Here is a 26,321-nt window from a genome sequence, read left to right as displayed (position 1 = left end):
CGACAAGCCTCCGCCAGTCAATCCCAGCAAGCCAAAGCCCAGGTTCTCTCTCGACCAGCTGGAGCTCATCTATGTGTGATTTTCCCGGGACAGCCCTGCCGCAAGCGGGAGAGGGCGCGCACCGTCGCTGCGGCTGGATATCACGATACTCAGGAGCCTCTTGTAATGCCCGTCTCCCGCCGCTCGCTGTTGAAGGCCGCAGCAGCCGTGCCGGCGCTCTCGTTTCCGGGTATCGTGCGCGCCGCAGCGCAGACCACGTTGCGCTTCATTCCGGTGATCGACCTCGCCTTCGTCGATCCCATCTATTCGACCGCGCAGGTGTCGCGAAACCATGGCTTCATGGTCTACGACACGCTCTACGGCATGAGCTCCTCGCTTCAGGTCTCGCCGCAGATGCTGTCGGGTCACGTCATCTCCGGCGACGGGCTTCAATGGGACCTTGCGTTGCGCGACGGCCTGTTCTGGCACGACGGCGAACGCGTGCTTGCACGCGACTGTGTCGCGAGCATCCGCCGCTGGGCGGCGCGCGACGGCTTTGGCGGCGAGCTGATGGAGGCGACCGACGAGCTCGCGGCCGCCGACGATCGCACCATCCGCTTCCGTCTCAAGCGTCCGTTCCCGCTGCTGTCGCAGGCGCTCGGCAAGGCTGCGATCAATGCCTGCTTCATGATGCCGGAGCGGCTGGCGAGCCAGGATCCGTTCAAGCCGCTGACCGAGGTCATCGGCAGCGGTCCGTTCCGCTATCTCGCCGACGAACGCGTGCAGGGTGCCCGCAACGCCTATGCTCGCTTCGAGCGCTATCAGCCGCGCACCGACGGCAAGCCGGATTGGACCGCGGGACCGAAGATCGTGCACTACGACCGCGTGGTCTGGACCACCACGCCCGATGCCGGCACCGGCGTCGCCGCGCTCCAGACCGGCGAGCAGGACTGGCAGGAAACCACGCCGCACGATCTGCTCCCGGTGATCAAGGCCGCCGGCGACATCGAGACGCGCATCCTCGATCCCCGAGGCTATGCCTGCATGCTGCGCCTCAATCACCTCCAGCCGCCGTTCGACAATCCCGCCATCCGCCGTTCGCTGCTGGGGGCGATCGACCAGTCCGCCTTCATGACGGCGGTGGCCGGCACCGATCCCGCCTACCAGGTGTCGCCGATCGGCTACTTCGCGCCGGGAACGCCGATGGCCAGCGAGGTCGGCCTCGATGTCTTCCGCGGCCCGCGCGACTACGCCAAGGTCAAGGCGAACCTGAAGGCCGCCGGCTATAGCGGCGAGAAGATCGTGGTGCTGGTGCCCACCAACTCGCTGGCGCAGAAGCCGCTCGGCGAGATCGCGGTCGACAGCCTGCGCAAGGCTGGCATGAACGTCGAATATGCCGGGCTCGATTTCGCGGTGGTGCTGCAGCGCCAGCTCAAGAAAGACCCGCTTCCGCAGGGCGGCTGGAGTGCGGCGGTCGGCAACTGGCAAGGCATCGACTGGCTCAATCCTGCCGGCAATACCAATATCCGCGGTGAGGGCAAGGTCGCCGGCTGGTATGCGAGCGAGAAGATGGGCAGCCTGCGGAGCCAGTGGCTGGCCGCCTCCGAGCTTGCCGAGCAGCAACGCATCTGCCGCGGGATCCAGGCCGTGGCGTTCGAGGAAATTCCCTATATTCCGATCGGCCTGTACAAGCAGCCGACCGCCTATCGCAAAGCCATCACCGACATTCTCGACGGCACCGCCGTCTTCTGGAACGTACGTCCCGCATGAGCACGATCGCAATCTTCGGCAGCTATGTGCTGTCACGCAAGGACGGTGCGCAGGACGTGTTGCGCGACCATTGGGTCCTGGTCGAAGGCAGGAAGATCGCCGCGGTCACGCGCGACAGACCGAGCGCAGATCAAACTTACGACCGTCCCGGCCGCTTCGTGCTGCCGGGCCTGTTGAACCTGCACAATCACTGCTTTAGCGAGGCGGTGGCGCGCAGCCATACCGAGGACGGCAATGGTCGCCGCAACAACCAGAGCATCGTTTACACGGTACTGCTGCCGCTGACCAAGCGCGGCGCCGATCTGCTGTCGGCGGAGGAACGTCTTGCGGTGGCGCGGCTCGGCATCCTCCAGCTTCTCAAGGGCGGGGCCACCACCGTGATGGAGCCGTTCCGCAATTCGATCCCCGAGATGTTCGATGCCGCCGAGGAGATGGGCATCCGCTTCTACGGCGCGCCTTATCTCTTCTCGACCTCAGATGCCAAGGCCGGCCCAGATGGCGTGGTCCGCTATGCCGGTGATGACGGCACCGCCGACATGGCGACCTGGGATGCGCTCTATCAGCGCTGGAACGATCGCGGCGACGGCCGCATCGGCCTTGCGATGAGTCCGCATGCCACCGACACCTGCGGTCCCGATTTGCTCAAGGCTTGCGCGGCTCGGGCACGCGAACTGGGCGTACCCATCACGACGCACATGGCGCAGAGCCGCGCCGAGGTCGAGACCATCGGCAAACGCTATGGCGGCCGCACCCCGGCGCAATACCTCGACTGGCTCGGCCTGCTTGCGCCTGATCTCATGGCGGCGCACTGCATGTTCAGCACCGACGACGATCTCAAGCTGATGGCCGCGCGCGGCATGACCGTTCTGAATTGCCCACGCGTATTCGCGCGCGCCGGCATCACCGCGGCGTTCAGCCGCTTCGCAGAGCACGGCGTGCGTACCGTGGTCGGCACCGACGGCTACAACATGGATTTGCTCGGCGAGCTCAACGCCGCCTCGTTGATCTCCAAGACCACGTACCAGCGCGCCGACGTCGCGAACTCGCCGGAATTGATCGAGGCGAACACGGCCATTGCCGCCGACGTCATCAAGCGGCCGGATCTCGGCCGGATCGAGCCGGGTGCGACCGCCGACCTCACCGTCGTCGATCTCACCCATCCGCATCTTCAACCGCTGTTCGATCCTCGCCGCGCACTGATCGCACTCGCCAACCGCGCCAATATCGATCAGGTCATCGTCGACGGCCGCGTGCTGGTCGATGCCGGCCGCTATCTCGGCGCTGATGAAGCGGCAATTACGGCTGCCGGCACCGCGGCGATCGGCAATATCTGGGAGCTGCCGGAGGCGCAGGCGGCGTTCAACGGGTGAGAGTTCTCCTGGGCGCCACGAAGAAGGTGCGCTCCCTCTCCCGCTTGCGGGAGAGGGCAGGGGAGAGGGCTCTCCCCACAAGGAGACACTCCCCGCGTGGAGGCGCTACGCGCCGACCTCTCCCGCAAGCGGGAGAGGTTGAGCGCCCGCGGCTTGCACCGATCTAAACTGATGGCACTCCGCCCTAGTCCTCGAACTCCACCAGCGCCTTGCGCATGGTCTCGACCAGATCCAGCGCCACCGGCGAGGGACTTCGCTGCGCCGGAAAGACCGCGGAGAATTCGAAGTCGATGCGCGGCAGGAAGCGGCGCACGACGACGCCGCGGGTGGAAAATTCCTGCGCAGTGAAGGGATCGCAGATCGAGACCCCGAGCCCCGACGAGACCATGCCGCACATGATCTCCGACAGCGTGGTCTCGACCCGCAGCACGCGGTGGACGTCGCTGCGGTGAAAGACCTGGTCGACGAGGTGCCGGCTTGAAGATCCCGCCGACAGCGAGATGAAGGTCTCGCCTTCGAAGTCGCGAGGCTTCAGCACTTCTTTTTCGGCCAGCCGATGTCCGGTCGGCAGTACCGCGACACGCGCTAGTGAAGGCAGCCGCAGGCTCGGCAGGCCGGAATGGGCGATCGGCACCTCGGCAAAGCCGATGTCGCATTGATTGTTCAGCACCCAGTCGACCACGATCGGCGAGATCACGCCGAAAAAGGCGAGGTTGAGGTTCGGCCGTTCTTTGAGAAAGTGTCCGGCGAGCCGCGGCAAATAGCCGTTCGACAGCGCCGGCAGCGCGGCGATCCGCAGCGAACCGGTGCGGCGGCCGCGGATCTCCTCGGCTGCCGCGGTAATGCGCTCAAGGCCGACAAAGGAGCGCTCGACTTCGGTGTAGAGAGCGGTTGCCGCGGCGGTTGGCACCAGCCCGGTGCCGCGCCGCTCGAACAACTCCATCTTGAGCAGTGCCTGGAAGTCGCGCAGCAGTCGGCTGACCGCCGGCTGGGTCACGGTCATCAGCGCTGCCGCCTCGGTCACGCTTCCCGTCAGCATCGTCGCCCGGAAGGCTTCGACCTGCCGCGAATTGATCCGCGCCACTCCCATCTCCAATTATAACATTCAGGCATGCAGAGGGTGCCATTATTCATTGGACGATGGAAGCCAGGGTTTGCGATCTTTTTCATCAGAGCTGGAGACAGCCCGCTTTTTCGGCAGTTGGAGGGCTTCAGGCTCTCTCGATCGCAGCAACGCCGCTGGGCAGGGGCCGGACACCCTGGTCGGACTGGATTGGCGCCGAACCGAATGCGGACGATTTCAGCCAGCGAGACTCGTCGGCACGTCACCTCATCCCGGTATTGGAGATCGGTCCATATGAAGACTCTCAGCCTTCTGACAGCGGTCAGCATCGCGGCGCTCGTCGCCGCCCCGTCGGTCGCCTCCGCCCAGCAAAAGACGCTCTACGTCGCCGGCTACGGCGGCTCGTTCGAGAAGACGATCCGCGACGAGGTGATCCCGATCTTCGAGAAGGGGAATGGCGTCAAGGTCGAATACGTCGCCGGCAACTCCACCGACACGCTGGCAAAACTCCAGGCGCAAAAAGGCAATCAGCAGATCGACGTTGCCATCGTCGACGACGGCCCGATGTATCAGGCGATTCAGCTCGGCTTCTGCGGTAAGCTCGAAGGTCTTCCCACTAATCTCTACGACACTGCCCGCTTCAAGGATGATCGCGCCGTGGCGATCGGCATCGTCGCGACCGGCCTGATGTACAACACCAAGGTGTTTGCGGAGAAGGGCTGGGCGCCGCCAACCTCCTGGAACGACCTGAAGGATACGAAATACGCCAAGCAGCTCGTTATCCCGCCGATCAACAATACCTACGGTTTAGAGGCGCTGGTGATGCTGTCGAAGATGAACGGCGGCGGCGAGTCCAATGTCGATTCCGGCTTCAAGATTTTCAAGAACGACATCAATCCGAACGTGCTGGCCTATGAGCCGTCGCCGGGCAAGATGACCGAGCTGTTCCAGTCCGGCCAGGCCGTGATCGCGGTGTGGGGCACCGGCCGCGTGCAGAGCTTTGCCAATACCGGCTTTCCGGTTGAATTCGTTTACCCGAAGGAAGGCGCGGCAACGCTGCTGACGACCGCCTGTCCCATCACCAAGCCCAACACCTCGCCGCTGGCTTCGAGCTTCATCAAGATGCTGCTCGACCCAAAAATCCAGCTCGTGTTGTTGAAAGACTACGGCTACGGCCCGGTGCTGAAATCGCTCGTGGTCCCGCCGGAGCTCGGCAAGATGGCGCCGATCGGCGACCGCGCGGCAAAACTCTACAATCCTGACTGGACGGTGATCAACGAGAAGCGCGAGGAGTGGACCAAGCGCTGGAATCGCGAGGTCGAGCGCTGATCGGTCACACCGGAGACAGTGCCATGGCCTATCTCGAGCTCGATCGGGTCGCCAAGCAGTTCGGTGCGCAGACTGTGGTCGACGATTTCAGTCTTGCGGTGGCGAAGGGGGAGTTCATCTCCTTCCTAGGCCCTTCCGGTTGCGGCAAGACCACGACCCTTCAGATGATCGCGGGTTTCCTCGATCCCACGCGCGGCGTAATCCGCCTGGAGGGCAAGGACCTCACGGCGGTCCATCCGGCCAAGCGCGGGCTGGGTATCGTATTCCAGAGCTACGCGCTGTTCCCGCACATGACCGCGGCGGAGAACGTCGCCTTTGGCCTCGAGATGCGAAAAGTGCCGCGCGCCGAGCGGGCCGAGCGCGTCCGCGCAACGCTCGCAATGGTTGGGCTTGCCGGCTATGAAGACCGCCATCCGCGCCGCATGTCCGGTGGCCAGCAGCAGCGCGTGGCGCTGGCGCGCGCGCTGGTGATCAAGCCGAGCGTGCTGCTGCTCGATGAGCCGCTGTCGAATCTGGATGCCAAGCTGCGCGAGGAGATGCAGATCGAGCTGCGCCAGATCCAGCGCACCATCGGCACCACCACGATCCTGGTCACCCACGACCAGAACGAGGCGATGTCGCTGTCCGACCGCATCGTGGTGATGAGCCAGGGCCGCATTGAGCAGATCGCGACGCCGCAGGAGACCTATGAGCGGCCGGCCTCGGCTTTCGTCTCGCAGTTTCTCGGCAAGACCAACGACTTTGCCGCGACGATCGATCGGACCAGCGCGCCGGCGCGATTGGTCGCCGGCGCGTGGAGCGCGCCGGCGCCTGCCGGGCTCAGTGGTCCCGTGACGGTCAGCATTCGCCCCGAAAGGATCGGGTTTGCCGATGCTGGCCTCACGGCAAAAATCGTCACCCGCATCTTCCAGGGCAATCACTGGCTGTTTCAGTGCGAGAGCGAATGCGGCCCGGCGATCGTGATCCGCCAGAATGACGGCCAGTCCCAGCCGGTCGAAGGCGAGGCCGTTCGCCTTGCCTGGCGTCCGGAGGACATGAGCGTGCGCGGAGCCTCCGCGTGAGCACGGCCGCCGAGGAACGCAGTGCGCGCGCCCCTTGGGTGCTGACGGCGCCCGCCTTGATGCTGTTCGTCGGCGTGCTGCTGATTCCGCTGGCGATGACGGTGATGCTGTCATTCCACGACTGGGGCCAGTACAAGGGCATCGAGCCCGTCTTCATCCTCAAGAACTGGCGCGAGATCGCGACCGATCCCTATTACGCCGAGATGTTTGGGCGAACCTTTCGCATCGCGATCCTGACCACGCTGCTCACCGCCGTGTTGGGTGCGCCCGAAGCCTACATCCTCAACCGCATGAGCGGACGCTGGAAGAGCTTTTTTCTTCTCATCATTCTCGGGCCGCTGCTGATCTCCGTCGTGGCGCGCACACTCGGATGGGCGCTGCTGTTCGGCGGCAATAACGGCCTCGTCAACAAGCTCCTGATGTCGTTCGGACTGATCCGCTCACCGATTCCGTTCATGTTCACCGAGACCGGCATGGTGGTCGCGCTGGCCCATGTGATGATGCCGTTCATGGTTCTGTCGGTGTGGGCGGCGCTGCAACGGCTCGATCCGCAGATCGAGAATGCCGCGCTGTCGCTCGGCGCGGGCCCCATGACCATCATCCGCCGCATCATCATGCCGCAGATCATGCCGGGCGTGCTGTCGGGCGCGATCATTGTGTTCTCGCTGTCGGCCAGCGCCTTCGCGACGCCGGCGATCATCGGCGGCCGCCGGCTCAAGGTCGCGGCGACGCTCGCTTATGACGAGTTTCTCAACACGCTGGATTGGCCGCTGGGCGCTGCCGTCGCCACGCTCTTGCTGGCAGCGCTGGTCCTGATCGTCGTCGGCAGCAATGCGCTGATCGAGCGGCGCTATGCCGAGGTGTTCCGATGAGGCGGAACGGACCGCTCGCGCTGGTCTTCCACGCCATCTTCGTCATCATCATGGTGGCGCCGATCCTGGTGGTCTGCCTCGTCGCCTTCACGCCGGAAGGCTATCTGTCGCTGCCGACCAACGGCTTCTCGCTGCGCTGGTTCAGGACGATCGCCAATTACCCAGAATTCATCCATGCCTTCTGGGTCAGCCTTGGTCTCGGCGCGCTGTCCTCGTTCGTGGCGCTGTTGTTCGCCGTGCCGGCGGCGCTGGCGATCGCGCGCTATCGTTTCCGCGGCCGCGATTCGCTCGCCGCGCTGTTCCTGTCGCCGCTGATGATTCCGCACGTCGTGCTCGGCATCGCCTTCCTGCGCTTCTTCACCTCGGCAGGGATGGGCGGAAGCTTTGCAGCACTGATCATCGCGCATGTCATCATCGTGTTTCCGTTCGCGCTGCGGCTGACGCTTGCGGCTGCGACCGGCATGGATCTATCGGTCGAGATGGCGGCGGTCTCGCTCGGCGCCGGCGGCTGGACGCTGTTCCGCCGCGTCACGCTGCCGCTGATCTTGCCCGGCGTCATCAGCGGCTGGGCGCTTGCCTTCATCCAGTCCTTCGACGATCTGACCATGACCGTGTTCCTCGCGGCTCCTGGCACCGAGACGCTGCCGGTGCGCATGTTCCTCTACATCCAGGACAACATCGATCCGCTGGTGACGTCGGTCTCGGCCTGCGTGATCGCAATCACCATGACCGCCCTCATTCTGCTCGACCGCTTTTATGGGCTCGACCGTGTGCTCGCCGGCAAGGGCGATACGGGACGATAGGAGAACTCATGTCAGGGGAATACGACGTCGCCGTGGTCGGCGGCGGATTGCTCGGCTCCGCCATTGCCTGGGGTCTCGGCCGGCTCGGCAAAAGCGTCGCCGTGCTCGACGAGGGCGACATCACCAAGCGCGCTTCGCGCGCTAATTTTGCGCTGGTCTGGGTGCAGAGCAAAGGGCTCGGCATGCCCGCCTATACGGTCTGGACAGTGCAAGCGTCGCAGGCCTGGGGACGGCTCGCATCGGAGCTGAAGCAGCAGACCGGCCTCGACGTCTCGCTCCAGCAGAACGGCGGCTTCCATCTCACCCTTGGCGAGGACGAATTTGGCCAGCGCGCCGAGCTCGTCAAGCGCATGCACAATCAGACGGGCGCTGCCGACTACAAGATGGAGATGTTGCCGGCCTCCGAGGTGAAGAAAGCGCTGCCGCTGATCGGGCCGGAAGTCTCCGGCGGCAGCTTTTGTCCGCTTGACGGCCACGTCAATTCGCTGCGCACGTTCCGTGCCTTCCACGCCGGTTTCAAGGCGTTCGGCATCGACTATCTTCCGGAGCGGCCGGTCTCAGCGATCAGCAAGAGCGGCAGCGAATTCCGCCTGAACACGCCGCAGGGCGAGGTTCGCGCCAGCAAGATCGTGCTTGCCGCCGGAAACGCCAACCAGACGCTGGCACCGATGGTCGGACTCTACGCACCGATGGGCCCAACCCGCGGCCAGATCGTGGTGACCGAGCGCACCATGCCGTTCCTGCCGCATCCGCTGACCACGATCCGCCAGACCGACGAGGGCACGGTGATGATCGGCGACAGCAAGGAGGACGAGTTAGATGATCGCGCGCTGAAGCATTCCGTCAGCGCCGTGATGGCGGATCGCGCGCAGCGCATGTTCCCGCATCTGGCGCGGCTCAACGTTATCAGGAGCTGGGCCGGCATCCGCGTCATGCCGCAGGACGGCTTTCCGATCTACGACCAGTCCGAGACCCATCCCGGCGCTTTCGTCGCCTGCTGCCATTCCGGCGTCACGCTCGCCTCCAACCATGCCTTCGAGATCGCGCGCATGGTCGCCCAGGGTGCGCTCGAGCCGGAGCTGGTCGGTGCATTCTCGGCCAGTCGCTTCGGTGACACGGGTGCCGCGAACAACAGCGGGTACTAGAGATTCTTAAGGAGCCCAGGGCATCCCCATGTTTAAACGATCCGAACAGGACAAGCGACCGCAGGTCGAGATTTTCGTCGACGGCGTCGCCGTCGCGGCGCGCCAGGGCGACACCGTCTCGGCTGCGCTATTGGCTTCCGGCTGCGACGCACGGCGTTCGACCGCGGTGAGCGGCGCACCGCGTCTGCCCTATTGCATGATGGGCGTGTGCTTCGACTGTCTCGTCACCATCGACGGCGTCGGCAATCGCCAGGGCTGCCTCGTGCCAGTCACCGAGGGCATGCAGATCGAAATCCAGAAGGGCAAGCGGGAGATCGGACGATGACTTTTGCTCCCAAGCGCGAAGATTACGACATGGTGGTGATCGGAGCCGGGCCCGCGGGGCTCGCTGCCGCGGCGACATCTGCCGAGGCCGGCCTGTCGACGCTGCTGCTCGATGAGAACATCGGCCCGGGCGGCCAAGTCTATCGCGCCATCGCTTCGACGCCCGTGATCGAGCGCAATCAGCTCGGCGCCGACTACTGGGTGGGCGCCGACCTCGTGCAGGCGCTGCGCGCGAGCAACGCAGAGATCATCCAGCGTGCCACGGTCTGGAGCCTCGACCGCAATCTCGAGATCGCGGTCTCCGTGGGCGGTGCTTCCGCCTTCGTCAAGGCGAGGCGAGTGATCGTCGCCACTGGCGCGCTGGAGCGGCCATTTCCGATTCCGGGCTGGACCCTCCCGGGGGTGATGACCGCGGGCGCGGCGCAGACCATGCTCAAATCATCGGCTTTGGTGCCGGATGGTCGCACGGTGATCGCGGGGCAGGGGCCACTGCTCTGGCTGCTCGCAGCGCAGATTTTACGCCTCGGCGGCCGCATCGACCGTATCCTCGACACCACCGAGCGCGGCAATTACTTCGCCGCGCTGCCTCACGCTTTCGCCTTCCTCACCTCGCCGTATTTCGCAAAGGGACTTGCGATGATGCGCGAGGTACGGGCCAAGGTGCAGGTCGTGTCGCGCGTCATTGAGCTCGCCGCTTCCGGTGACGGCCAGCTCGCGAGTGTGAGCTATGTGGCCGGTGGCAAGCGCGAGACCATCCCTGCGGACCTGCTGCTGGTGCATCAGGGCGTCGTGCCCAACGTCAATATGGCAATGGCGGCCGGCGTCGAGCATCGCTGGGACGATCTGCAATTGTGCTGGTCGCCGGTGCTCGATGTGAGCGGCAGTTCGTCGGTCGCCGGCATCGCCATCGCCGGCGACGGCGCCGGCATCGGCGGCGCGGGCGCGGCCGTGGTGCGCGGCCGGATCGCCGCGCGGGCGGCGGTGGAGGCACTGGCTCCTGCGGCCGCAGCGAAGCTGCCGCCGATGGCGGCGTTGCGGGCCGATCTAGTCAAGGCCGAGCGCGGACGCATCTTCCTCGACACTCTGTTCCGCCCCGCGCGGCAGTTCCGCATTCCCTCAGGCGACACCATCGTTTGCCGCTGCGAGGAGATCGCCGCGAAGGACATTGTCGATGCGGTCGCGATCGGCGCGACCGGACCGAACCAGCTCAAAGCCTATCGCCGCACCGGCATGGGCCCGTGCCAGGGCCGGCTCTGCGGCCTCACCGTTACCGAGCTGATGGCGCAGGCACGCGGTAAGACTCCGCAGGAAATTGGCTATTACCGGCTACGCGCACCGGTGAAGCCGATCACGCTCGCCGAGCTCGCCGCCGTTCCGAAGAGCGAGGCCGACGTCAAGGCGGTGGTGCGCGGATGACAACAAACGTGGATGCGATCGTCGTCGGCGGCGGCATCCACGGGTGCTCGACCGCGCTGCATCTGTGCCTCGCCGGCATGAAGCCGGTGCTGATCGAGAAGGACTATGCCGGCCGGCACGCCTCGGGCGTCAACGCCGGCGGCGTGCGCCAGCTCGCGCGGCACGTCCCGGAGATACCGCTGTCGATCCGCTCGATGGAGATCTGGGACAAGATTTCAGAGCTGGTCGATGACGATTGCAGCTTTGAAAGCTACGGCCAGGTCTTGGTCGCGGAGAACGAGGATGAGCTCGCCGCCTGCCGCGCGCGCGTGGCGGAGCTCCATGCGCTTGGCTTTGTCCATGAGGAGCTGATCGACGCGACCGAGCTGCGGCGGCTGGTGCCTGCCGTGGCTGACACCTGTCCCGGCGGCGTGGTCTCGCGCCGAGACGGCGCCGCCAACCCGGCGCAGACGACGACGGCGTTTCGCCGCAAGGCCGAGCAGCTCGGCGCCACCGTGTGCGAAGGCGCGGCCGCCACGAACATCCGGCATAGCGGCGGCCTCTGGCACGTGGATGTTGGCGACCGGAGCTACGCCGCGCCGGTCCTCGTCAATGCCGCCGGCGCCTGGGCCGGATCAATCGCGGCAGCGCTCGGCGAACCGGTGCCGGTCGAAACCGTTGCGCCGATGCTGATGATCACCTCGCGCGTGCCGCACTTCATCGACTCCGTCGTGATCCTGCGCGGGCGAAAACTCTCCTTCAAGCAATTCAAGAACGGCACAGTGCTGATCGGCGGCGGCCATCTGGCGACGCCCTATCAGGATCGCAACGAGACGGTGCTGGACTGGAAGAGCCTCGCGACCAGCGCCCGCACTGTGTTCGAGCTGTTTCCGGTGATGCGCGATGCGACGATCATGCGGGCCTGGGCCGGCATCGAGGCGAAGACCAAGGACGATCTTCCGGTGTTCGGGCCGAGTGCCCGCCACAAGGGCCTCTATCACCAGTTCGGCTTCTCGCTGCACGGCTTTCAGCTCGGCCCCGGCGCCGGCGCCGTGATGGCGGAGCTGATCGTCAATGGCGGCACCCAGACCCGGATCGGCGATCTCGGCATCGAGCGCTTCCATCCCTCCACGCTCTAGCAACAAGAGGACATCATGAGCATCACCCGCAGCATCCGCACGCCCATCATGCACCGCGCCGTCGAAGCAGGCGGCTTCGTTTTCATCGGCGGCACCATCGCCGACGACACCAGCGTTTCCATGGGCGAGCAGACCCGCAACATCCTCGGCAAGATCGCCGGCTATCTGAAGGAGGCGGGCACTGACAAGAGCCGTGTCGTTAGCACCTCGATCTTCGTCACGGATCTGTCCAAGAAAAAGGAGATGGATGCAGTCTGGACCGAATTTTTCGGCGACAACCTGCCGACGCGAGCCACCGTCGGCGTCGCCGATCTCGGCGGCGGCGCGCTGATCGAGGTGGTGGTCACCGCGCTCAAGGGCTGATCCAGTCAGTCCGACCTGGCGAACATCCCGACCAGGGCCTCGCGCAGCCAGCGTTGTGCGGGGACCGTGTCGTTGCGCTGGTGCCAGAACAGGCTGACGATGCGCGGCGGCGCCTGGAGCGGAAGCGGCATGGCGTGCAGGAGCGGCGCATGGCGGGACTGCGAGCGCAGATCGCGCGGCAGTACGGCGATGAGGTCGGACTGCCGCACGATCTCGTAGGCGGCGCTGTAATGATTGACGGTTGCGACCAGATTGCGCGACAGCCCGCGCGAGGCCAGAAAGAGGTCGTAAGACGGCAGCGTCTTTCCGGCGAGGCTCACATCGACATGGCGGGCGTTAAGGAAGGTGCGCGTGCTCAGCCGCTTCCTGGCGGTAAACGGATGGTCGCGCCGCATGAAGCAGGCATAGTCGACGGTCCACAGCGAGCGTGAGCGAATGGCGGCCGGCTGCTGCGCCTCGTTGACATAGACGCTCAACACGCAGTCGACCCGGTTGTCCTCGAGCTGATCGGCGATCTCCAGAATGGTGTTGGGCACGGTGTGAACACGTGCCTTCGGCGCCAGCTCGCCGAAATGGTTCAGCAGGTTCGGCATCACCAGCGAAGCCACATAGTCCGACATCGACAGGGTGAACTCGGTCTGCGCGCGGCCGGGATCGAACACCTGCTCGTCGAGCGCGCCGCGCACGCTTTCCAGCGCTTCGCCGATCGGCTGCCACAGCACCACGGCGCGCTGGGTGGGACGAATTCCGGTGCCTGATCTGACGAACAGCGGATCGCCGAGTGCGTCGCGCAGCCGCGCCAGCGCGTTGCTGACCGCCGGCTGCGTCATCGTCAGCGCGGTGGCGGCGCGGGTGACGCTGCCCTCGGTCATCAGCGCCTCGAAGACTTTCAGGAGGTTGAGGTCGAGCGCGCGGAACGACACGGCGAACATTCACCACAGTGATATGCTAGATCAAGATTATAAATTATGACGATAATGTCACTTTGTCTATGGTTCCCTGACCCGGCGTGCCGGGCCGTGGGAATCGAGGGGGACTTTTCATGTCGATGATATCGGCGCGCATCGAGCGCCTTCCGTTTGCACGCTTCCACACGCATCTGCTGCTGATGGGCGGGCTTGGCTACGCGTTCGACGCAATGGACGCGGCGGTGCTCGCCTTCATTCTGCCGGTGTTGCGCACCGCATGGAATCTCTCAAGCGTCCAGATCGGCGTGCTCGGCAGCAGCACCTATATCGGCTTCCTGTTCGGCGCGCTGCTCGCCGGCACGCTTGGCGACCTGATCGGCCGCCGCGCGGTTATGATGTCGGCGCTGGCGCTCTACTGCGCCGCGTCGATTGTCAGTGCGACCGTCGACACGTGGCCGTCCTTCTTCGCCGCCCGCGTCGTCGCCGGCATGGGCACCGGCGCGGAGAGCGCGATCATCGCGCCTTACCTGGCGGAGTTCGTTGCGCGGCGCTACCGCGGCAGTTTCACTGGCGCGCTGGCCGGCTTCTTCTCGTTCGGCTTCGTCGCAGCCGCCTTGCTCGGTTACTTCATCGTTCCCGCCTATGAGAACGGCTGGAGCATCGTGCTGGTCATCACGGCGGTGCCGGTCGTCATGCTGCTGTGGTGGCGCAGGGCCTTGCCGGAATCGCCGCGCTGGCTCGAGAGCCGCGGACGGGAGAAGGAAGCGGAAGCCATCCTGGACGGGATCGAGGCAGGCTTTGCGCGCGAGGGCCGTGTCCTGCCGCAGCCGGTCGTCGAAGCCATGGCACCCGTCGGGACTGCCGGAACGCTGCTCGCCAATTTCGCGGCGCTGCTGGCAGGCCGGCAGGCGCGCATCACCATCATGACCTGGATCATGTGGCTTGCGATCACCTTCAGCTATTATTCTTTCTTCGTCTGGATTCCCGGCCTTCTGGTCCAGAACGGCATGAGCATCACCAAGAGCTTTGCCTACTCGATCGCGATCTATTGCGCGCAGATTCCCGGCTATTTCAGCGCCGCCTGGTTCAACGAGCGCATCGGCCGGCAGGCGACGATTGCGTCCTACATGGTGCTCGGCGGCGTCAGCGCGCTCGGGCTCGCCTTCGCGCAGGGCGACCAGCACATCATGCTGGCAGGAATCTTGCTGTCCTTCTTCATGAACGGCACCTATGCGGGCGTCTATGCCTACACCGCCGAGGTGTTTCCGACGGCGGTCAGAACCACCGGCGCCGGGCTCGCCTCCGCGATCGGCCGCATCGGTGCGATCGTCTCGCCGATTCTGGTCGGCTACCTCTATCCCAATTTCGGCTTCGCCGGCGTGTTCGGCCTCACCACCAGCGTTCTGCTGTTGGGCGCGCTCACCGTGGTACTGATGGGGGTGCCGACGCGCGGCCGCTCGCTGGAAGAGATTGCGGCCGGTGAAGCCGCATGACCCGGACACGACATCGCGCCGATCCCTTGCTCTGCGCCGTTGCGGCCGCGCAGGGCAGTCCCGATCAGCCGGATGCGCTGTTCGCGGCGCTCGACGGCGCCCTGAAGGCGGCGATCGGGCACAAGCTGTTCACGATCCTGACCTATGACGACCACAGCGGCGAAGCGGCGCGGGTTTATTCCAATTTTCCAGGACCGTATCCTGCTGGTGGCCGCAAGCGCCTGGCGCCGGGCCCCTGGACCGAGGCTGTTCTCGACCGCGGCGAAGCCTATATCGGCCGCACACAGGACGATCTGCGCGCCGTGTTTTCCGATCACGAGCTGATCGCCTCGCTCGGCTGCGCCAGCGTGCTCAACATGCCCGTGCGCTGGCGCGACCGCACGCTGGGCTCGCTCAACCTGCTCCACGAAGCGGACTGGTACGGTGAGGACGACGTGGCCGCGTGTCTCCCGTTCGCCCAGCTCGCCTTGCCCGGGCTGCTCACACCGTCCTGACCAGACAGGAACCGCCATGTCCAGCATCCTTCTCAAGAACGCCGCTCTGCTCGATCCGCTCAAGCCGGACCTGCTGGAGGGATATCATGTCCTGGTCGAGGATCATCTGATCAAGGAGGTCTCTGACCGGCCGCTATCGGCCTCCGCCGACCGCACCATCGATCTGAACGGCAAGACGCTGATGCCCGGCCTGATCGATCTGCACGTGCATGCGATCGCCGTCGAGCTCAACCTGGCGCAGCAGGTGCACATGCCGAACGTGCTGGTGACGCTGCGCTCGACGCTGCTGCTCCGCGGCATGCTGCGGCGAGGCTTTACCACCGTCCGCGATGCTGGCGGCGCCGGCCACGCGCTAAAGCAAGCGATCGAGACCGGCCTGACCGATGGTCCGCGCCTGTTTGTCTCCGGCCGCGCGCTGAGCCAGACCGGCGGTCACGGCGACATGCGGGCGCGTTCGGATTACCTCGCCAGCGACGCGCCCTGTCCCTGCTGCGTGCGCGTCGGCGTGCTGGCGCGCGTCGCCGATGGTGTCGACGGCGTGCGAAAGGCCGCGCGCGAGGAGCTGCAGATGGGCGCCGACCAGATCAAGATCATGGCCTCGGGCGGCGTCGCTTCGCCGACCGATCCGGTCGGGGCCTTCGGCTACTCCGAGGACGAGATCCGCGCCATCGTCGAGGAGGCGCGCGGCCGCCAGACCTATGTGCTCGCTCACGCCTATACCGCCGCGGCCATCGAGCGGGCCGTCCGCTGCGGCGTGCGCACCATCGAGCACGGCAATCTCGTCGACGAGCCGACTGCGCGCCTGATGGCCGAGAAGGGCGCCTATGTGGTGCCGACACTCGTCACCTATGAGGCGCTGGCCAACGAGGGCGCCCAATACGGACTGCCGCCGGAAAGCGTCGTCAAGATCGCCGGCGTGCGCGACGCCGGCTTGCGCTCGCTCGAGATCTACCGCAAGGCCGGGGTGAAGATCGGTTTTGGCAGCGATCTGCTTGGACCATCCCAGCGCCTGCAGAGCGACGAATTCCGCATCCGCGCCGAAATTCTCGGCGCGCGCGAGACCATCGCCAGCGCGACCGTGATCGGGGCCGAGGTGCTCGGTATGGAGGGCAAGCTCGGCCGAATCGTGCCCGACGCTTTTGCGGATCTGCTGGTGATCGAGGGCAATCCGTTGCGTGACGTTGCGTGCCTGCTCGGTCAGGGCGAACGCATTCCGCTGGTGATGAAGGCGGGCAAGATCCAGTTCGACAGGCTGGCCGCGTAGCGGCGTGGCGCGCCACGTCAGATTGCGGCTTGATCTCGTGCTTCGGCAGGATTAATTAGCAGCTCTCAATCAGGACATTCGCAGCAATGGATATCACCCCGACTGCAAAGCCAATCCGCCTTGCTCACGGGGAATTCCATGCCTGCTTCGATCATCCTGTCACGCCTTTCGCTGTCCACGCCTGACGGCCGCTCTCTCCTTTCCGACATCGACCTGACATTCGGCGCCGCGTCTCAATCCAAGGGCGGGTGCAAATGAGTGCCACGCCGCTCTGGCTCGCTTCATGTTTCGCGCCAATGCGGCCTCGCAAACTGTCGCGCGCCTAAGTGGCGGGCAAGTGTTTCGTGCAGCTCTCGCCTGTGTGCTTGGCGGGCCGACGCCACCATCGCTGCTGATCCTGGATGAGCCGACCAATCATCTGGACATCGAATCCATCGAAGCCGTCGAAGCCGGACTGAGAGCCTACGACGGCGCCCTGCTCGTCGTCAGTCATGATGAGGCGTTCCTGCAGGCCATAGGGATTGCGCGCCGGCTCGATCTTGCCGCCCACGATTGTCCGGCCGGGTAGAACAATGGTGCCGGCCGGGAGCAGATGATCTTTGGCGGCGCACTAGGCAAATCATCCGTTGTCAGCGACGCATGCGCTGGCCAAGGAGCTGCGCGGCCGCAATATCACCGTGAACGCGGTGGCGCAGGGACCGACCGCAACAAAGTTCTTTCCGGATGGCAAGACGAAGGAGGTGATCGATCACCTCGCCAGGCTCGCGCCGCTGGAGCGGCTCGGTCAGCCTGAAGACGTTGCTGCCACGGTTTCGTTTTCTCGTCGGATCGGACGGCGGATGGATCAACGGCCAGGTGCTGCGCGCCAATGGCGGGATCATCTGATCCCGCCTCACAATCCGGACATGGTTGCGATTGTTCAAAAGCCCGACGCCCTGCCCCTCAGCGCGCCGGGCGGAAAGATTGAATATCAATCCGTGATCCCAATGCCACCAGTTGTGACTTGTGGCGTACTGATTTTCTACTCCGGGAAACTACCGCAACGGAACTGGGGATAGGCGCGGCCTCACGCGCGGCCGCCCGGTTCCAAGGCCTCGCCCATCTCGAACGGATGGGCCATGGCCTCATGCAGCGCGTTGCGGTCGAGCTCGCCTTCGGAGATGCTGATCACGACACAGGCGACGCCGTTGCCGATCAGATTGGTCAGTGCGCGGCATTCGCTCATGAACTTGTCGATGCCGACCAGGATCGCGATCGACTGGATCGGAATATCAGGCACGATCGACAGCGTGGCGGCAAGCGTGATGAAGCCGGCGCCGGTGACGCCCGAGGCGCCCTTCGAGGTGATCATGGCGATGCCGAGAATACCGAGCTCCTGCCAGATCGTCAGATGGGTGTTGGTCGCCTGCGCCAGAAACAGCGTCGCCAGCGTCATGTAGATGTTGGTGCCGTCGAGATTGAAGCTGTAGCCGGTCGGGATCACGAGGCCGACCACCGAGCGCGAGGCGCCGAGATGCTCCATCTCCTCGATCATCTGCGGCAGCACCGTCTCCGACGACGAGGTGCCGAGCACGATCAGCAGCTCGTCCTTGATGTAGGCGATGAAACGCAGGATCGAGAAGCCGGCGAGCCGCGCGATCGAACCGAGCACGATCAGCACGAATAGCATGCTGGTCAGGTAGAACGTGCCGATCAGCGCGGCGAGGTTGCGCAGCGAGCTGAGGCCGTAGGCTCCGACGGTGAACGCCATCGCCCCGAAGGCGCCGATCGGAGCGACGCGCACGATGATGCGAATGATGCCGAAGAACATCTTTGCCGCCTTGTCGACGGCGTCCGCGATCGGCTCGCCGGCCTTGCCGAGAAAGGCGATGGCGAAACCCGACAGGATCGAGATCAGGAGCACCTGAAGCAGATCGCCGTGCGCGATCGCGCCCAGATAGCTGTCGGGAATGATCGCCATCAGATGGGCGACGATGCCCTCTTCCTTGGCCTTGGTGACGTAGGTCGCCACCGACTTCGGATCGATCGTGGCCGGATCGATGTTGAAGCCGTGCCCGGGCTGGAGCACTTCGCCGACGAGCAGGCCGACCGCGAGCGCCACCGTCGAGACCGTCTCGAAATAGATCAGCGACTTCAGCCCGACCCGGCCGACGCGCTTGAGGTCGCCCATCGATGAGATACCGTGCACCACGGTGCAGAAGATCACCGGCGCGATCATCATCTTGATCAGCGCGATGAAGCCGTCGCCGAGCGGCTTCAGCGGCCTTGCCGAGATCGGGATAGGAATAGCCGATGAGCACACCGAACGCGATTGCGATCAGGACCTGGATGTAGAGGATCTTGTACCAGGGCTGATGCCGGCGATGGATAGCTGGCTGGATCGCGACTTGTGTCATAGAGTGTGCCCCGGAACATATTGATCTTGCTTGATTTGCATCATGTGATGGCCGCCGCAGAAGCGACAATCACATTTTTGTCGGATCGCACGAAGATCAATCGCTGCTGCGCAACTCGGGGGGAACATGTCGATCGCAACGGGCTCCGAAGAGCAAGCGCAAGGCTATTTTCCAAATTGGAAACTGAAAACCTCCGGCGTGATCATGCCCGACGAGCGGTTGCCGCTGGGACAGACGATCGTCGCGGGCCTCCAGCACGGCGTCGCGATGTCGGGCGGAACCATCATCGCGCCGCTGCTGATGGGGTTCGATCCCAATGTTGCGCTGTTATTCTCCGGCATCGGCACCCTGATCTTCTTCGTGGTCGTGGCCGGACGTGTGCCGAGCTATCTCGGTTCGAGCTTCGCCTTCATCGCCGTCGTCATCGCCGCCACCGGCTATGCCGGTCACGGGCCGAACCCGAACCTGTCGGTTGCGCTCGGCGGCATTATCGCGGCCGGTGTGCTGTACGGACTGATCGCGCTGATCGTGATGTGGTCGGGCGTAGGTTGGATCGAGCGATTAATGCCGCCGGTCGTGACTGGCGCCGTGGTTGCCGCCATCGGCCTCAACCTCGCGCCGGTCGCCGTGAAGTCGGTGAGCGGCAGCACGTTCGATACCTGGATCGGGCTGTTGACCGTTCTGATCATCGGTGTGGTCGCGGTGGCCGCTCCCGGGCTTTGGCGGCGCCTGCCGATCATCCTGGGCGCGGTCGCCGGTTATGTCACATACTTTCTGCTCGCCAATGGCGTCGGTTTGGGCAAGCCGATCGACTTCGCGCAACTCTCGGCCGCGCCATGGATCGGCCTGCCGAACTTCACCACGCCGAGCTTTCAGGCCGATGCGATCGTCCTGATTGCTCCGGTCGCGATCATCCTCGTCGCAGAGAACCTCGGCCACATCAAGGCCATCGGTGCGATGACGGGGCGGAGTCTCGATGGCTTCCTCGGACGCGCGTTCCTCGGCGACAGTTTTGCGACGATTGTGTCGGCCTGCGGCGGCGGCACCGGCGTCACCACTTATGCCGAGAACATCGGAGTCATGGCGGCGACGAAAGTCTATTCGACGCTGCTGTTTGCCGTCGCAGCCCTGGTGTCGATCCTGCTCGGCTTCTCGCCGAAATTCGGCGCGCTCATCCTTTCGATTCCGGGGCCCGTCATCGGCGGACTCTCGATCGTGCTGTTCGGTCTGATCGCCGCCATGGCGGGGCGGATCTGGGTCGAGAACAAAGTGGACTTCGCAAATGCCGCCAACCTGATCACCGTCGCCGTGGCGCTGACTGCCGGCGCCGGCGACCTCACGCTCAAATTCGGCGCGTTCACGATTGGCGGGATCGGCACCGCAACCTTCGGCGCCATCTTCCTCTACCAGATCCTGACCTCGGCGCTCGCGCGCCGCGCGGAGTGAATCCCAGGGATGCGCCCAGGGGATGGAACAAAACCCGCCTTTCGTCGATGATGAGTCACTCCGGAGAACAACCATGCCGCAAACCGATCGCTCGACCCAGTTTCCCTCGCGCCTTCTCGGGCAATATGCGCTCGTGACCGGTGCGTCCCAAGGCATCGGGCGCGCCGTCGCCATCCGCCTCGCCCAGGAAGGCGCGACGGTTGCCATCAACTATTTCGGTCATCCCGAGAAGGCCGAGGAGACGCTCGCGCTCGCGCGCACCGCATCGAGTGATCGCGGCCACGGCAGGCTTGATCATGTCATCATCAAGGCCGACGTCGGCAACGAGCAGGAAATCGCCGCGATGTTCGAGGCAGTCCTGGCACGCTGGAAGCGGCTCGACTGTCTCGTCAACAATGCCGGATTCCAGCGGGAATCGCGGAGCGAGGCGCTCGACGTCGAAACCTATCGCCGCATCATCGACGTCAATCTGAACGGCTCCGTGATCTGCGCGCAGAAGGCGTTGTCGCATTTCGTCGCTCGCGGCGGAGGCGGCAGCATCATCAACTGCTCGAGCGTGCACCAGATGATACCGAAGCCCGGCTATCTCGCCTATTCGATCAGCAAGGGTGGCATGGCCAATCTGACGCGCACGCTGGCACTCGAATTCGCCGGCCGCGGCATCCGTGTCAACGCGGTCGGGCCGGGCGCAATCGATACGCCGATCAACGCGGCCTGGACCGGCGATCCCGAGAAGCGCGGCAACGTCGCAAGCCACATTCCGCTCGGTCGCGTCGGAACGCCGGAAGAGATCGCCGCCGTCTTCGCCTTCCTCGCCTCGGATGACGCGAGCTACATCACCGGGCAGACCATCTATGCCTGCGGAGGCCTGACGCTGTTTCCCGAATTCCGCGAGAACTGGGCGAGCTAACCGCGGTTGCGTCTGCCATCTGGCAAAACCGGGCGGCTCAGACTACATCTGCGCCATGACAAATGCTCCGCTGGCAAACCGTCCGCTCGAAGATTTCGTCGGCCGGCACGAACGTCTGTTCGTGCTAACTGGCGCCGGCTGTAGCACGAATTCGGGCATTCCCGACTATCGCGACAGTCACGGCAACTGGAAGCGGACCCAGCCGGTCAATTTCCAGGCCTTCATGTCGGACGAGCATACCCGCCGGCGCTATTGGGCCCGCAGCTTGATCGGATGGCGGCGGTTCGGCCAGGCGAGGCCGAACGATGCCCATCACGCGCTCGCCCGGCTCGAGGCCAGCGGGCGGTGCGAGATGCTGCTGACCCAGAACGTCGACCGGCTGCATCAATCCGCCGGCCACCGGCAGGTGATCGATCTGCACGGCCGGCTCGATCTGGTCCGCTGCATGGGGTGCGGCCGCAAGACGCGGCGCAACGAATTCCAGGATGCGCTTGGCCGCGCCAATGCGGACTGGCTGACGCTGGATGCCGCGGATGCGCCCGACGGTGACGCCGATCTCGATCACGCGGATTTCTCTTCGTTCAATGTGCCGGCTTGCGACTCTTGCGGCGGCACTCTGAAGCCCGACGTCGTGTTCTTCGGTGAGAACGTGCCGCGCGACATCGTCGCGACCGCGCAGGATCACCTGGAGCAGGCCGACGCCATGCTCGTCGTCGGCTCCTCGCTGATGGTCTATTCCGGCTTTCGCTTCGTGCAGACGGCCGCGCGCCGGCAAATCCCGATCGCGGCGGTCAATCTGGGACGCACCCGCGCCGACGATCTGCTCGCGCTCAAGGTCGAGGAGCGCTGCGAAGCGGCGCTTGCATTCCTGCTCTGAGCGCGGCGAGGCGAACACGCCTTGCCTATTGCATGGGTGCCAAGCAGAATGGCGATGCAGCGCTGCCGGCGTTGTTGCTGGCATGGAAATTGCTGTCATTTTTTCACCCAGTCTTGACGATCAGCACGGAGAATTTTGGAATGGTTGAGGGAGCCGAAGTGCGGCTTGCCGTCGATATCGGTGGCACGTTCACGGATATCGTGCTGGACGTAGGTTTGGATCGCAAAACGCGCAAGGTGCTGACGACGCCGGCGCGCCCCGAGGAAGCGGTGCTGGACGGGATGCGTCTCATTCTCGCCGATGCACGCGCGCGTATCAGCGATATCGACGTCTTCATTCACGGCACCACGCTCGCAACCAACGCCATCATCGAACGGCGCGGCGCCAAGACCGCTCTGGTCGCGACCGAAGGCTTCCGCGACGTGCTCGATATCGGCACCGAGAGCCGCTACGATCAATACGATCTGTCCATCGACAAGCCGAAGCCGCTGGCGCCGCGCAGCCTTCGCTTCACCGTGCCCGAGCGCATCGACGCCCACGGCGCCGTTCGCCTCCCGCTCGACGAGATGGCAGTGCTCGCGCTCGCGCCGAAATTGCGCGCGCTGAACGTCGAGAGCGTCGCGATCGCCTTCCTGCATTCCTACGCCAATCCCGAGCATGAGCGCCGCGCGGCTGCGATCCTGCAGGAGGAAATGCCCGGCGTCTCGGTGACGGTGTCGTCCGCCGTGTGTCCGGAGATCCGTGAATATGAGCGCACCTCCACCGCAGTGGCCAACGCCTATGTGCAACCCCTGATCGACGGCTATCTTGCGCGCATGGCGGACGCATTGCTGGTCGAACAGTTCCGCGGCGCGATTTACCTTGTCACCTCGGGCGGCGGCGTGACCTCGATCGAGACGGCGCGGCGCTTTCCGGTGCGCCTGGTCGAATCCGGGCCTGCCGGGGGCGCCATCTTTGCAGCGCAAATCGCCGCGCGTCTTGGCGAGAGCAGGGTGCTCTCGTTCGACATGGGCGGCACCACGGCAAAAATCTGCCTGATCGAGAAATACCAACCCGAGACCTCGCGCGTGTTCGAGGTCGATCGCGCCGCACGCTTCCTCAAAGGCTCCGGCCTGCCGGTGCGCATTCCCGTGATCGAGATGGTCGAGATCGGCGCCGGCGGAGGTTCGATCGCCCATGTCGACGCCATGAAGCGCGTCACCGTCGGTCCAGAGAGCGCCTCGTCGGAGCCGGGACCCGCCTGCTACGGCCGCGGTGGCCAGCGGCCGGCCGTGACCGACGCGGATGTCGCGCTCGGCCTGATCGATCCCGACGCCTTTGCGGGCGGCACGATCAGGCTCAGCCCGGAGCTGTCGAAGCAGGCGCTGCTGCGTGCCGTCGGCGAGCCGCTGGGGCTGTCGGCGGAAACCGCGGCCTATGCCGTGCACGAGGTCGTCTGCGAGAACATGGCGAGCGCGGCGCGCGTGCATGCGGTCGAGCGCGGCGCTGTGGTTGGCCAGCACACGCTGATCGCCTTCGGGGGCGCTGCACCGCTGCATGCGGCACGCGTCGCCGAGAAGATCGGCGTTTCCCGGGTGATCGTACCGTCGAACGCCGGTGTCGGCTCGGCCGTCGGCTTTCTTGCGGCCCCGATCGCCTATGAGCTGGTGCGCAGCCGCCACGTCCGGCTCGACGATTTCGACACGGAGGCGGTCTCCGACCTCTTGCAGGAGATGGCGACCGAAGCGCGCGCGCTGGTCGAGCCGGGTGCCGCCGGTGCGCCGGTGCGCGAGCGGCGTGCCGCTTTCATGCGCTATGTCGGCCAGGGCCATGAGATCTCGGTCGCGTTGCCGAACCGGCGGCTGGCGACCGCCGATCTCGCCGGCCTGCGCCAACAGTTCGAGTCTGACTATGCGGCGATGTTCGAACGGTCGATCCCGGGCGCCGCGATCGAGGTGTTGAGCTGGTCGGTCCTCGCCACCACCGAGGCGCGCAATCCACCGCGCGTCGCCGATGTGGCACGTATGCCCGCAGGCAAGGCGTCCGGCAGCCGAAGATTCTTCGACGGCCGGGCCGGGGAGGTGATCGAGATTCCGCTTTATCGCCGCGAGGACATGGCGCCGGGTGCGACCATCGCGGGCCCGGCGGTGATCGCGGAGGACGAAACCTCGACCTTCGTCTCCACCAGTTTTGACGCCCATATCGACGGTGCCGGCAGCATCGTCATGGAACGGAAGGCGGCGTAACCATGAGCAAGCCAAGCGGCGCGAGCCTGATCGATCTCCAGATCATGTGGCACCGGCTGATCGCCGTGGTCGAGGAGCAGGCGCAGGTGCTTTTGCGCACGGCCTTCAGCCCGATCGTGCGCGAATGCGGCGATCTATCGGCCGGCGTGTTCGACCTCAAGGGCCGGATGCTGGCGCAGGCGGTGACAGGCACGCCGGGCCACGTCAACTCGATGGCGGAATCAGTCAAGCACTTCATCGCGCATTTTCCGATTGAGACGATGAAGGGGGGCGACGCCTACATCACCAACGATCCCTGGATGGGCACCGGCCATCTTAACGACTTCGTCGTCACGACGCCCTGCTTCAAGGACGGCAAGCCGGTCGCGCTGTTCTCCTGCACCAGCCATCTCATGGACATCGGCGGCATCGGCTTCGGACCTGATGCCACCGACGTGTTCATGGAGGGGCTCTACATCCCGATGCTGAAGCTGATCGACCAGGGCGTCGTCAACGAGACGCTGATGGCGATGATCCGCACCAACACCAGGCTGCCGATCGACACCGAAGGCGACACCTATTCGCTCGCGGGCTGCAACGACGTCGGCTGCGAGCGACTGGTCGAGATGATGACCGAGTTCGGCATCGACACGCTCGACGAACTCGGTGACTACATCTGCGGCCGGTCGCGCGAGGCTGTGCTCGCCGAGATCGCAAAACTGCCGAAGGGAAGCTGGCGCAACACCATGGTCGTCGACGGCTATGATGCGCCGGTGACGCTGGCCGCGACGCTGACGATTTCGGACGCGGGCATCCACGTCGATTTCGACGGCACCTCGCCGGCCTCGAAGTTCGGCATCAACGTGCCCTTGTCCTACACCACAGCCTACACCGTGTTCGGCCTCGGCTGCGTCGTCGCCTCGCAGATTCCGAACAATGCCGGTTCGCTCTCGCCGCTGACGGTGTCGGCTCCCCCTGGCGCGATCCTCAACGCGCCGAAGCCCGCGCCGGTCGCCTCGCGGCACATCATCGGCCAGATGCTGCCCGACGTCGTGTTCGGCTGCCTGCGCCAGATCATCCCCGAGGACGTGCCGGCGGAAGGCACCTCCTGCCTGTGGAATCTCAACGTGCGTGGACAGACCCGTTCTGGCGCCGGCGGCAATTACGGGTTCTCGATGGCGGTGACCAGCAATGGCGGCACCGGCGCGCGCTTTGCGAAGGACGGGCTGTCGGCCACCGCCTATCCCAGTGGCGTGCGCGGCACACCGGTCGAGATCGCGGAGACGCAGACGCCGCTGATCTTCTGGCGCAAGGAGCTGCGTCCGGATTCCGGCGGGGCAGGGCGCACCCGCGGCGGCCTCGGCCAGATCATCGAGGTCGGCAGCGGCGTCGATGCTCCGTTCGACATCCTGGCCGCATTCGACCGCATCGAGCATCCGCCGCGCGGCCGCGACGGCGGCTGTGACGGCGAGGCCGGCTATGTCGGCCTCAAGTCCGGAAAGAAGCTGCGCGGCAAGGGCTTTCAGCAGGTGCCGCCGGATGACAGGCTGGTGGTACTGACGCCCGGCGGTGCCGGCATCGGTGATCCCCGGCACCGCGCGCCGACGGCGGTCAATGACGACGTCGAGAGCGGCCTGGTGTCCTCGGACAATGCAGTTGCGATTTACGGGCACGCGCGGTGACGAGCCGGCGTCGTGCGTGGATAACGAACGGAGA

The 26,321-nt window shown here is 65.2% G+C and carries 21 protein-coding genes and 3 pseudogenes; 21 read left to right on the top strand and 3 right to left on the bottom strand.

Annotation, left to right across the window (positions count from 1 at the left end):
- Positions 1–165: 165 nt before the first annotated feature.
- Positions 166–1,749, top strand: coding sequence for an ABC transporter substrate-binding protein (locus IVA82_RS22590; protein WP_247390746.1), 1,584 nt, complete (start codon positions 166–168; stop codon positions 1,747–1,749).
- A complete protein-coding gene (locus IVA82_RS22585; RefSeq protein WP_247390745.1) occupies positions 1,746–3,119 on the top strand; it encodes an amidohydrolase family protein in 1,374 nt (457 codons plus the stop codon). Before IVA82_RS22590 ends, IVA82_RS22585 begins: the two co-directional genes overlap by 4 nt.
- Positions 3,120–3,303: 184 nt before the next feature.
- On the opposite strand, the gene IVA82_RS22580 is transcribed toward IVA82_RS22585, so the two are convergent.
- On the bottom strand, positions 3,304–4,203 hold the full coding sequence (locus IVA82_RS22580; protein ID WP_247390744.1) for a LysR substrate-binding domain-containing protein: 900 nt from the start codon (positions 4,201–4,203) through the stop codon (positions 3,304–3,306).
- Between the two features lie 273 nt (positions 4,204–4,476).
- Between IVA82_RS22580 and IVA82_RS22575 the strand changes: the two genes are divergently transcribed.
- The 9 genes from IVA82_RS22575 to IVA82_RS22535 are packed head-to-tail and all read left to right on the top strand — an operon-like array spanning position 4,477 to position 12,613.
- Positions 4,477–5,511 carry an ABC transporter substrate-binding protein gene (locus IVA82_RS22575; protein ID WP_247390743.1) on the top strand — a complete coding sequence of 345 codons (1,035 nt, stop codon included), beginning with the start codon at positions 4,477–4,479 and terminating at the stop codon, positions 5,509–5,511.
- Positions 5,512–5,534: 23 nt separating this feature from the next.
- On the top strand, positions 5,535–6,572 hold the full coding sequence (locus IVA82_RS22570) for an ABC transporter ATP-binding protein (protein ID WP_247390742.1): 1,038 nt from the start codon (positions 5,535–5,537) through the stop codon (positions 6,570–6,572).
- The gene (locus tag IVA82_RS22565) at positions 6,569–7,444 is read left to right on the top strand and encodes an ABC transporter permease (RefSeq protein WP_247390734.1); all 876 of its coding nucleotides are present in this window, start codon (positions 6,569–6,571) and stop codon (positions 7,442–7,444) included. The genes IVA82_RS22570 and IVA82_RS22565 overlap by 4 nt, the downstream gene beginning before the upstream one ends.
- The gene (locus IVA82_RS22560; protein ID WP_247390732.1) at positions 7,441–8,247 is read left to right on the top strand and encodes an ABC transporter permease; all 807 of its coding nucleotides are present in this window, start codon (positions 7,441–7,443) and stop codon (positions 8,245–8,247) included. Before IVA82_RS22565 ends, IVA82_RS22560 begins: the two co-directional genes overlap by 4 nt.
- Before the next feature lie 8 nt (positions 8,248–8,255).
- Positions 8,256–9,392 (top strand): FAD-dependent oxidoreductase, encoded by a 1,137-nt coding sequence (locus tag IVA82_RS22555; protein ID WP_247390730.1) that lies wholly within the window; start codon positions 8,256–8,258, stop codon positions 9,390–9,392.
- Positions 9,393–9,420: 28 nt separating this feature from the next.
- Positions 9,421–9,717, top strand: coding sequence for a (2Fe-2S)-binding protein (locus IVA82_RS22550; protein WP_247390728.1), 297 nt, complete (start codon positions 9,421–9,423; stop codon positions 9,715–9,717).
- A complete protein-coding gene (locus IVA82_RS22545; protein ID WP_247390726.1) occupies positions 9,714–11,132 on the top strand; it encodes a (2Fe-2S)-binding protein in 1,419 nt (472 codons plus the stop codon). Before IVA82_RS22550 ends, IVA82_RS22545 begins: the two co-directional genes overlap by 4 nt.
- Entirely contained in the window at positions 11,129–12,250 is a 1,122-nt protein-coding gene (locus tag IVA82_RS22540; RefSeq protein WP_247390724.1) for an FAD-dependent oxidoreductase, read from the top strand. The genes IVA82_RS22545 and IVA82_RS22540 overlap by 4 nt, the downstream gene beginning before the upstream one ends.
- A gap of 15 nt (positions 12,251–12,265) precedes the next feature.
- Complete coding sequence (locus IVA82_RS22535; protein ID WP_247390723.1) at positions 12,266–12,613, top strand: RidA family protein; 348 nt, start codon at positions 12,266–12,268, stop codon at positions 12,611–12,613.
- A 5-nt stretch (positions 12,614–12,618) separates the two neighbouring features.
- Here IVA82_RS22535 and IVA82_RS22530 read toward each other — a convergent pair whose 3' ends face one another.
- Positions 12,619–13,545, bottom strand: a complete 927-nt coding sequence (locus IVA82_RS22530) for a LysR family transcriptional regulator (protein WP_247390721.1) — start codon at positions 13,543–13,545, stop codon at positions 12,619–12,621.
- A 110-nt stretch (positions 13,546–13,655) separates the two neighbouring features.
- Here IVA82_RS22530 and IVA82_RS22525 point away from each other — a divergent pair, with 110 nt between their 5' ends.
- From IVA82_RS22525 to IVA82_RS22505, 5 genes and pseudogenes are all read left to right on the top strand, one after another.
- Positions 13,656–15,014, top strand: a complete 1,359-nt coding sequence (locus IVA82_RS22525; protein WP_247390720.1) for an MFS transporter — start codon at positions 13,656–13,658, stop codon at positions 15,012–15,014.
- Positions 15,011–15,508 (top strand): GAF domain-containing protein, encoded by a 498-nt coding sequence (locus IVA82_RS22520; protein ID WP_247390718.1) that lies wholly within the window; start codon positions 15,011–15,013, stop codon positions 15,506–15,508. The genes IVA82_RS22525 and IVA82_RS22520 overlap by 4 nt, the downstream gene beginning before the upstream one ends.
- 16 nt (positions 15,509–15,524) lie before the next feature.
- Entirely contained in the window at positions 15,525–16,772 is a 1,248-nt protein-coding gene (locus IVA82_RS22515; RefSeq protein ID WP_247390716.1) for an amidohydrolase family protein, read from the top strand.
- A 229-nt stretch (positions 16,773–17,001) separates the two neighbouring features.
- Positions 17,002–17,340 (top strand): annotated as a pseudogene (locus IVA82_RS22510) (ABC transporter ATP-binding protein); the annotation flags it as partial.
- A 76-nt stretch (positions 17,341–17,416) separates the two neighbouring features.
- Positions 17,417–17,657: pseudogene (locus IVA82_RS22505) on the top strand (SDR family oxidoreductase); the annotation flags it as partial.
- Between the two features lie 181 nt (positions 17,658–17,838).
- Here IVA82_RS22505 and IVA82_RS22500 read toward each other — a convergent pair.
- Positions 17,839–19,168, bottom strand: a pseudogene (locus IVA82_RS22500) (dicarboxylate/amino acid:cation symporter).
- A 126-nt stretch (positions 19,169–19,294) separates the two neighbouring features.
- Here IVA82_RS22500 and IVA82_RS22495 point away from each other — a divergent pair.
- The 5 genes from IVA82_RS22495 to IVA82_RS22475 all read left to right on the top strand — a co-directional run bounded on the left by IVA82_RS22495 (position 19,295) and on the right by IVA82_RS22475 (position 26,287).
- Positions 19,295–20,614 (top strand): solute carrier family 23 protein, encoded by a 1,320-nt coding sequence (locus IVA82_RS22495; RefSeq protein WP_247390714.1) that lies wholly within the window; start codon positions 19,295–19,297, stop codon positions 20,612–20,614.
- A 73-nt stretch (positions 20,615–20,687) separates the two neighbouring features.
- A complete protein-coding gene (locus tag IVA82_RS22490) occupies positions 20,688–21,524 on the top strand; it encodes an SDR family oxidoreductase (RefSeq protein ID WP_247390712.1) in 837 nt (278 codons plus the stop codon).
- A gap of 55 nt (positions 21,525–21,579) precedes the next feature.
- Complete coding sequence (locus tag IVA82_RS22485) at positions 21,580–22,401, top strand: NAD-dependent protein deacetylase (RefSeq protein WP_247390708.1); 822 nt, start codon at positions 21,580–21,582, stop codon at positions 22,399–22,401.
- Between the two features lie 140 nt (positions 22,402–22,541).
- Entirely contained in the window at positions 22,542–24,626 is a 2,085-nt protein-coding gene (locus tag IVA82_RS22480) for a hydantoinase/oxoprolinase family protein (protein ID WP_247390699.1), read from the top strand.
- Positions 24,627–24,628: 2 nt separating this feature from the next.
- Positions 24,629–26,287 (top strand): hydantoinase B/oxoprolinase family protein, encoded by a 1,659-nt coding sequence (locus IVA82_RS22475; protein WP_247390697.1) that lies wholly within the window; start codon positions 24,629–24,631, stop codon positions 26,285–26,287.
- Positions 26,288–26,321: the final 34 nt, after the last annotated feature.

This window comes from Bradyrhizobium sp. 142 (assembly GCF_023074015.1).
Taxonomy (GTDB): Bacteria; Pseudomonadota; Alphaproteobacteria; order Rhizobiales; family Xanthobacteraceae; genus Bradyrhizobium.
This window is presented reverse-complemented; position numbering and strand designations above follow the sequence as displayed.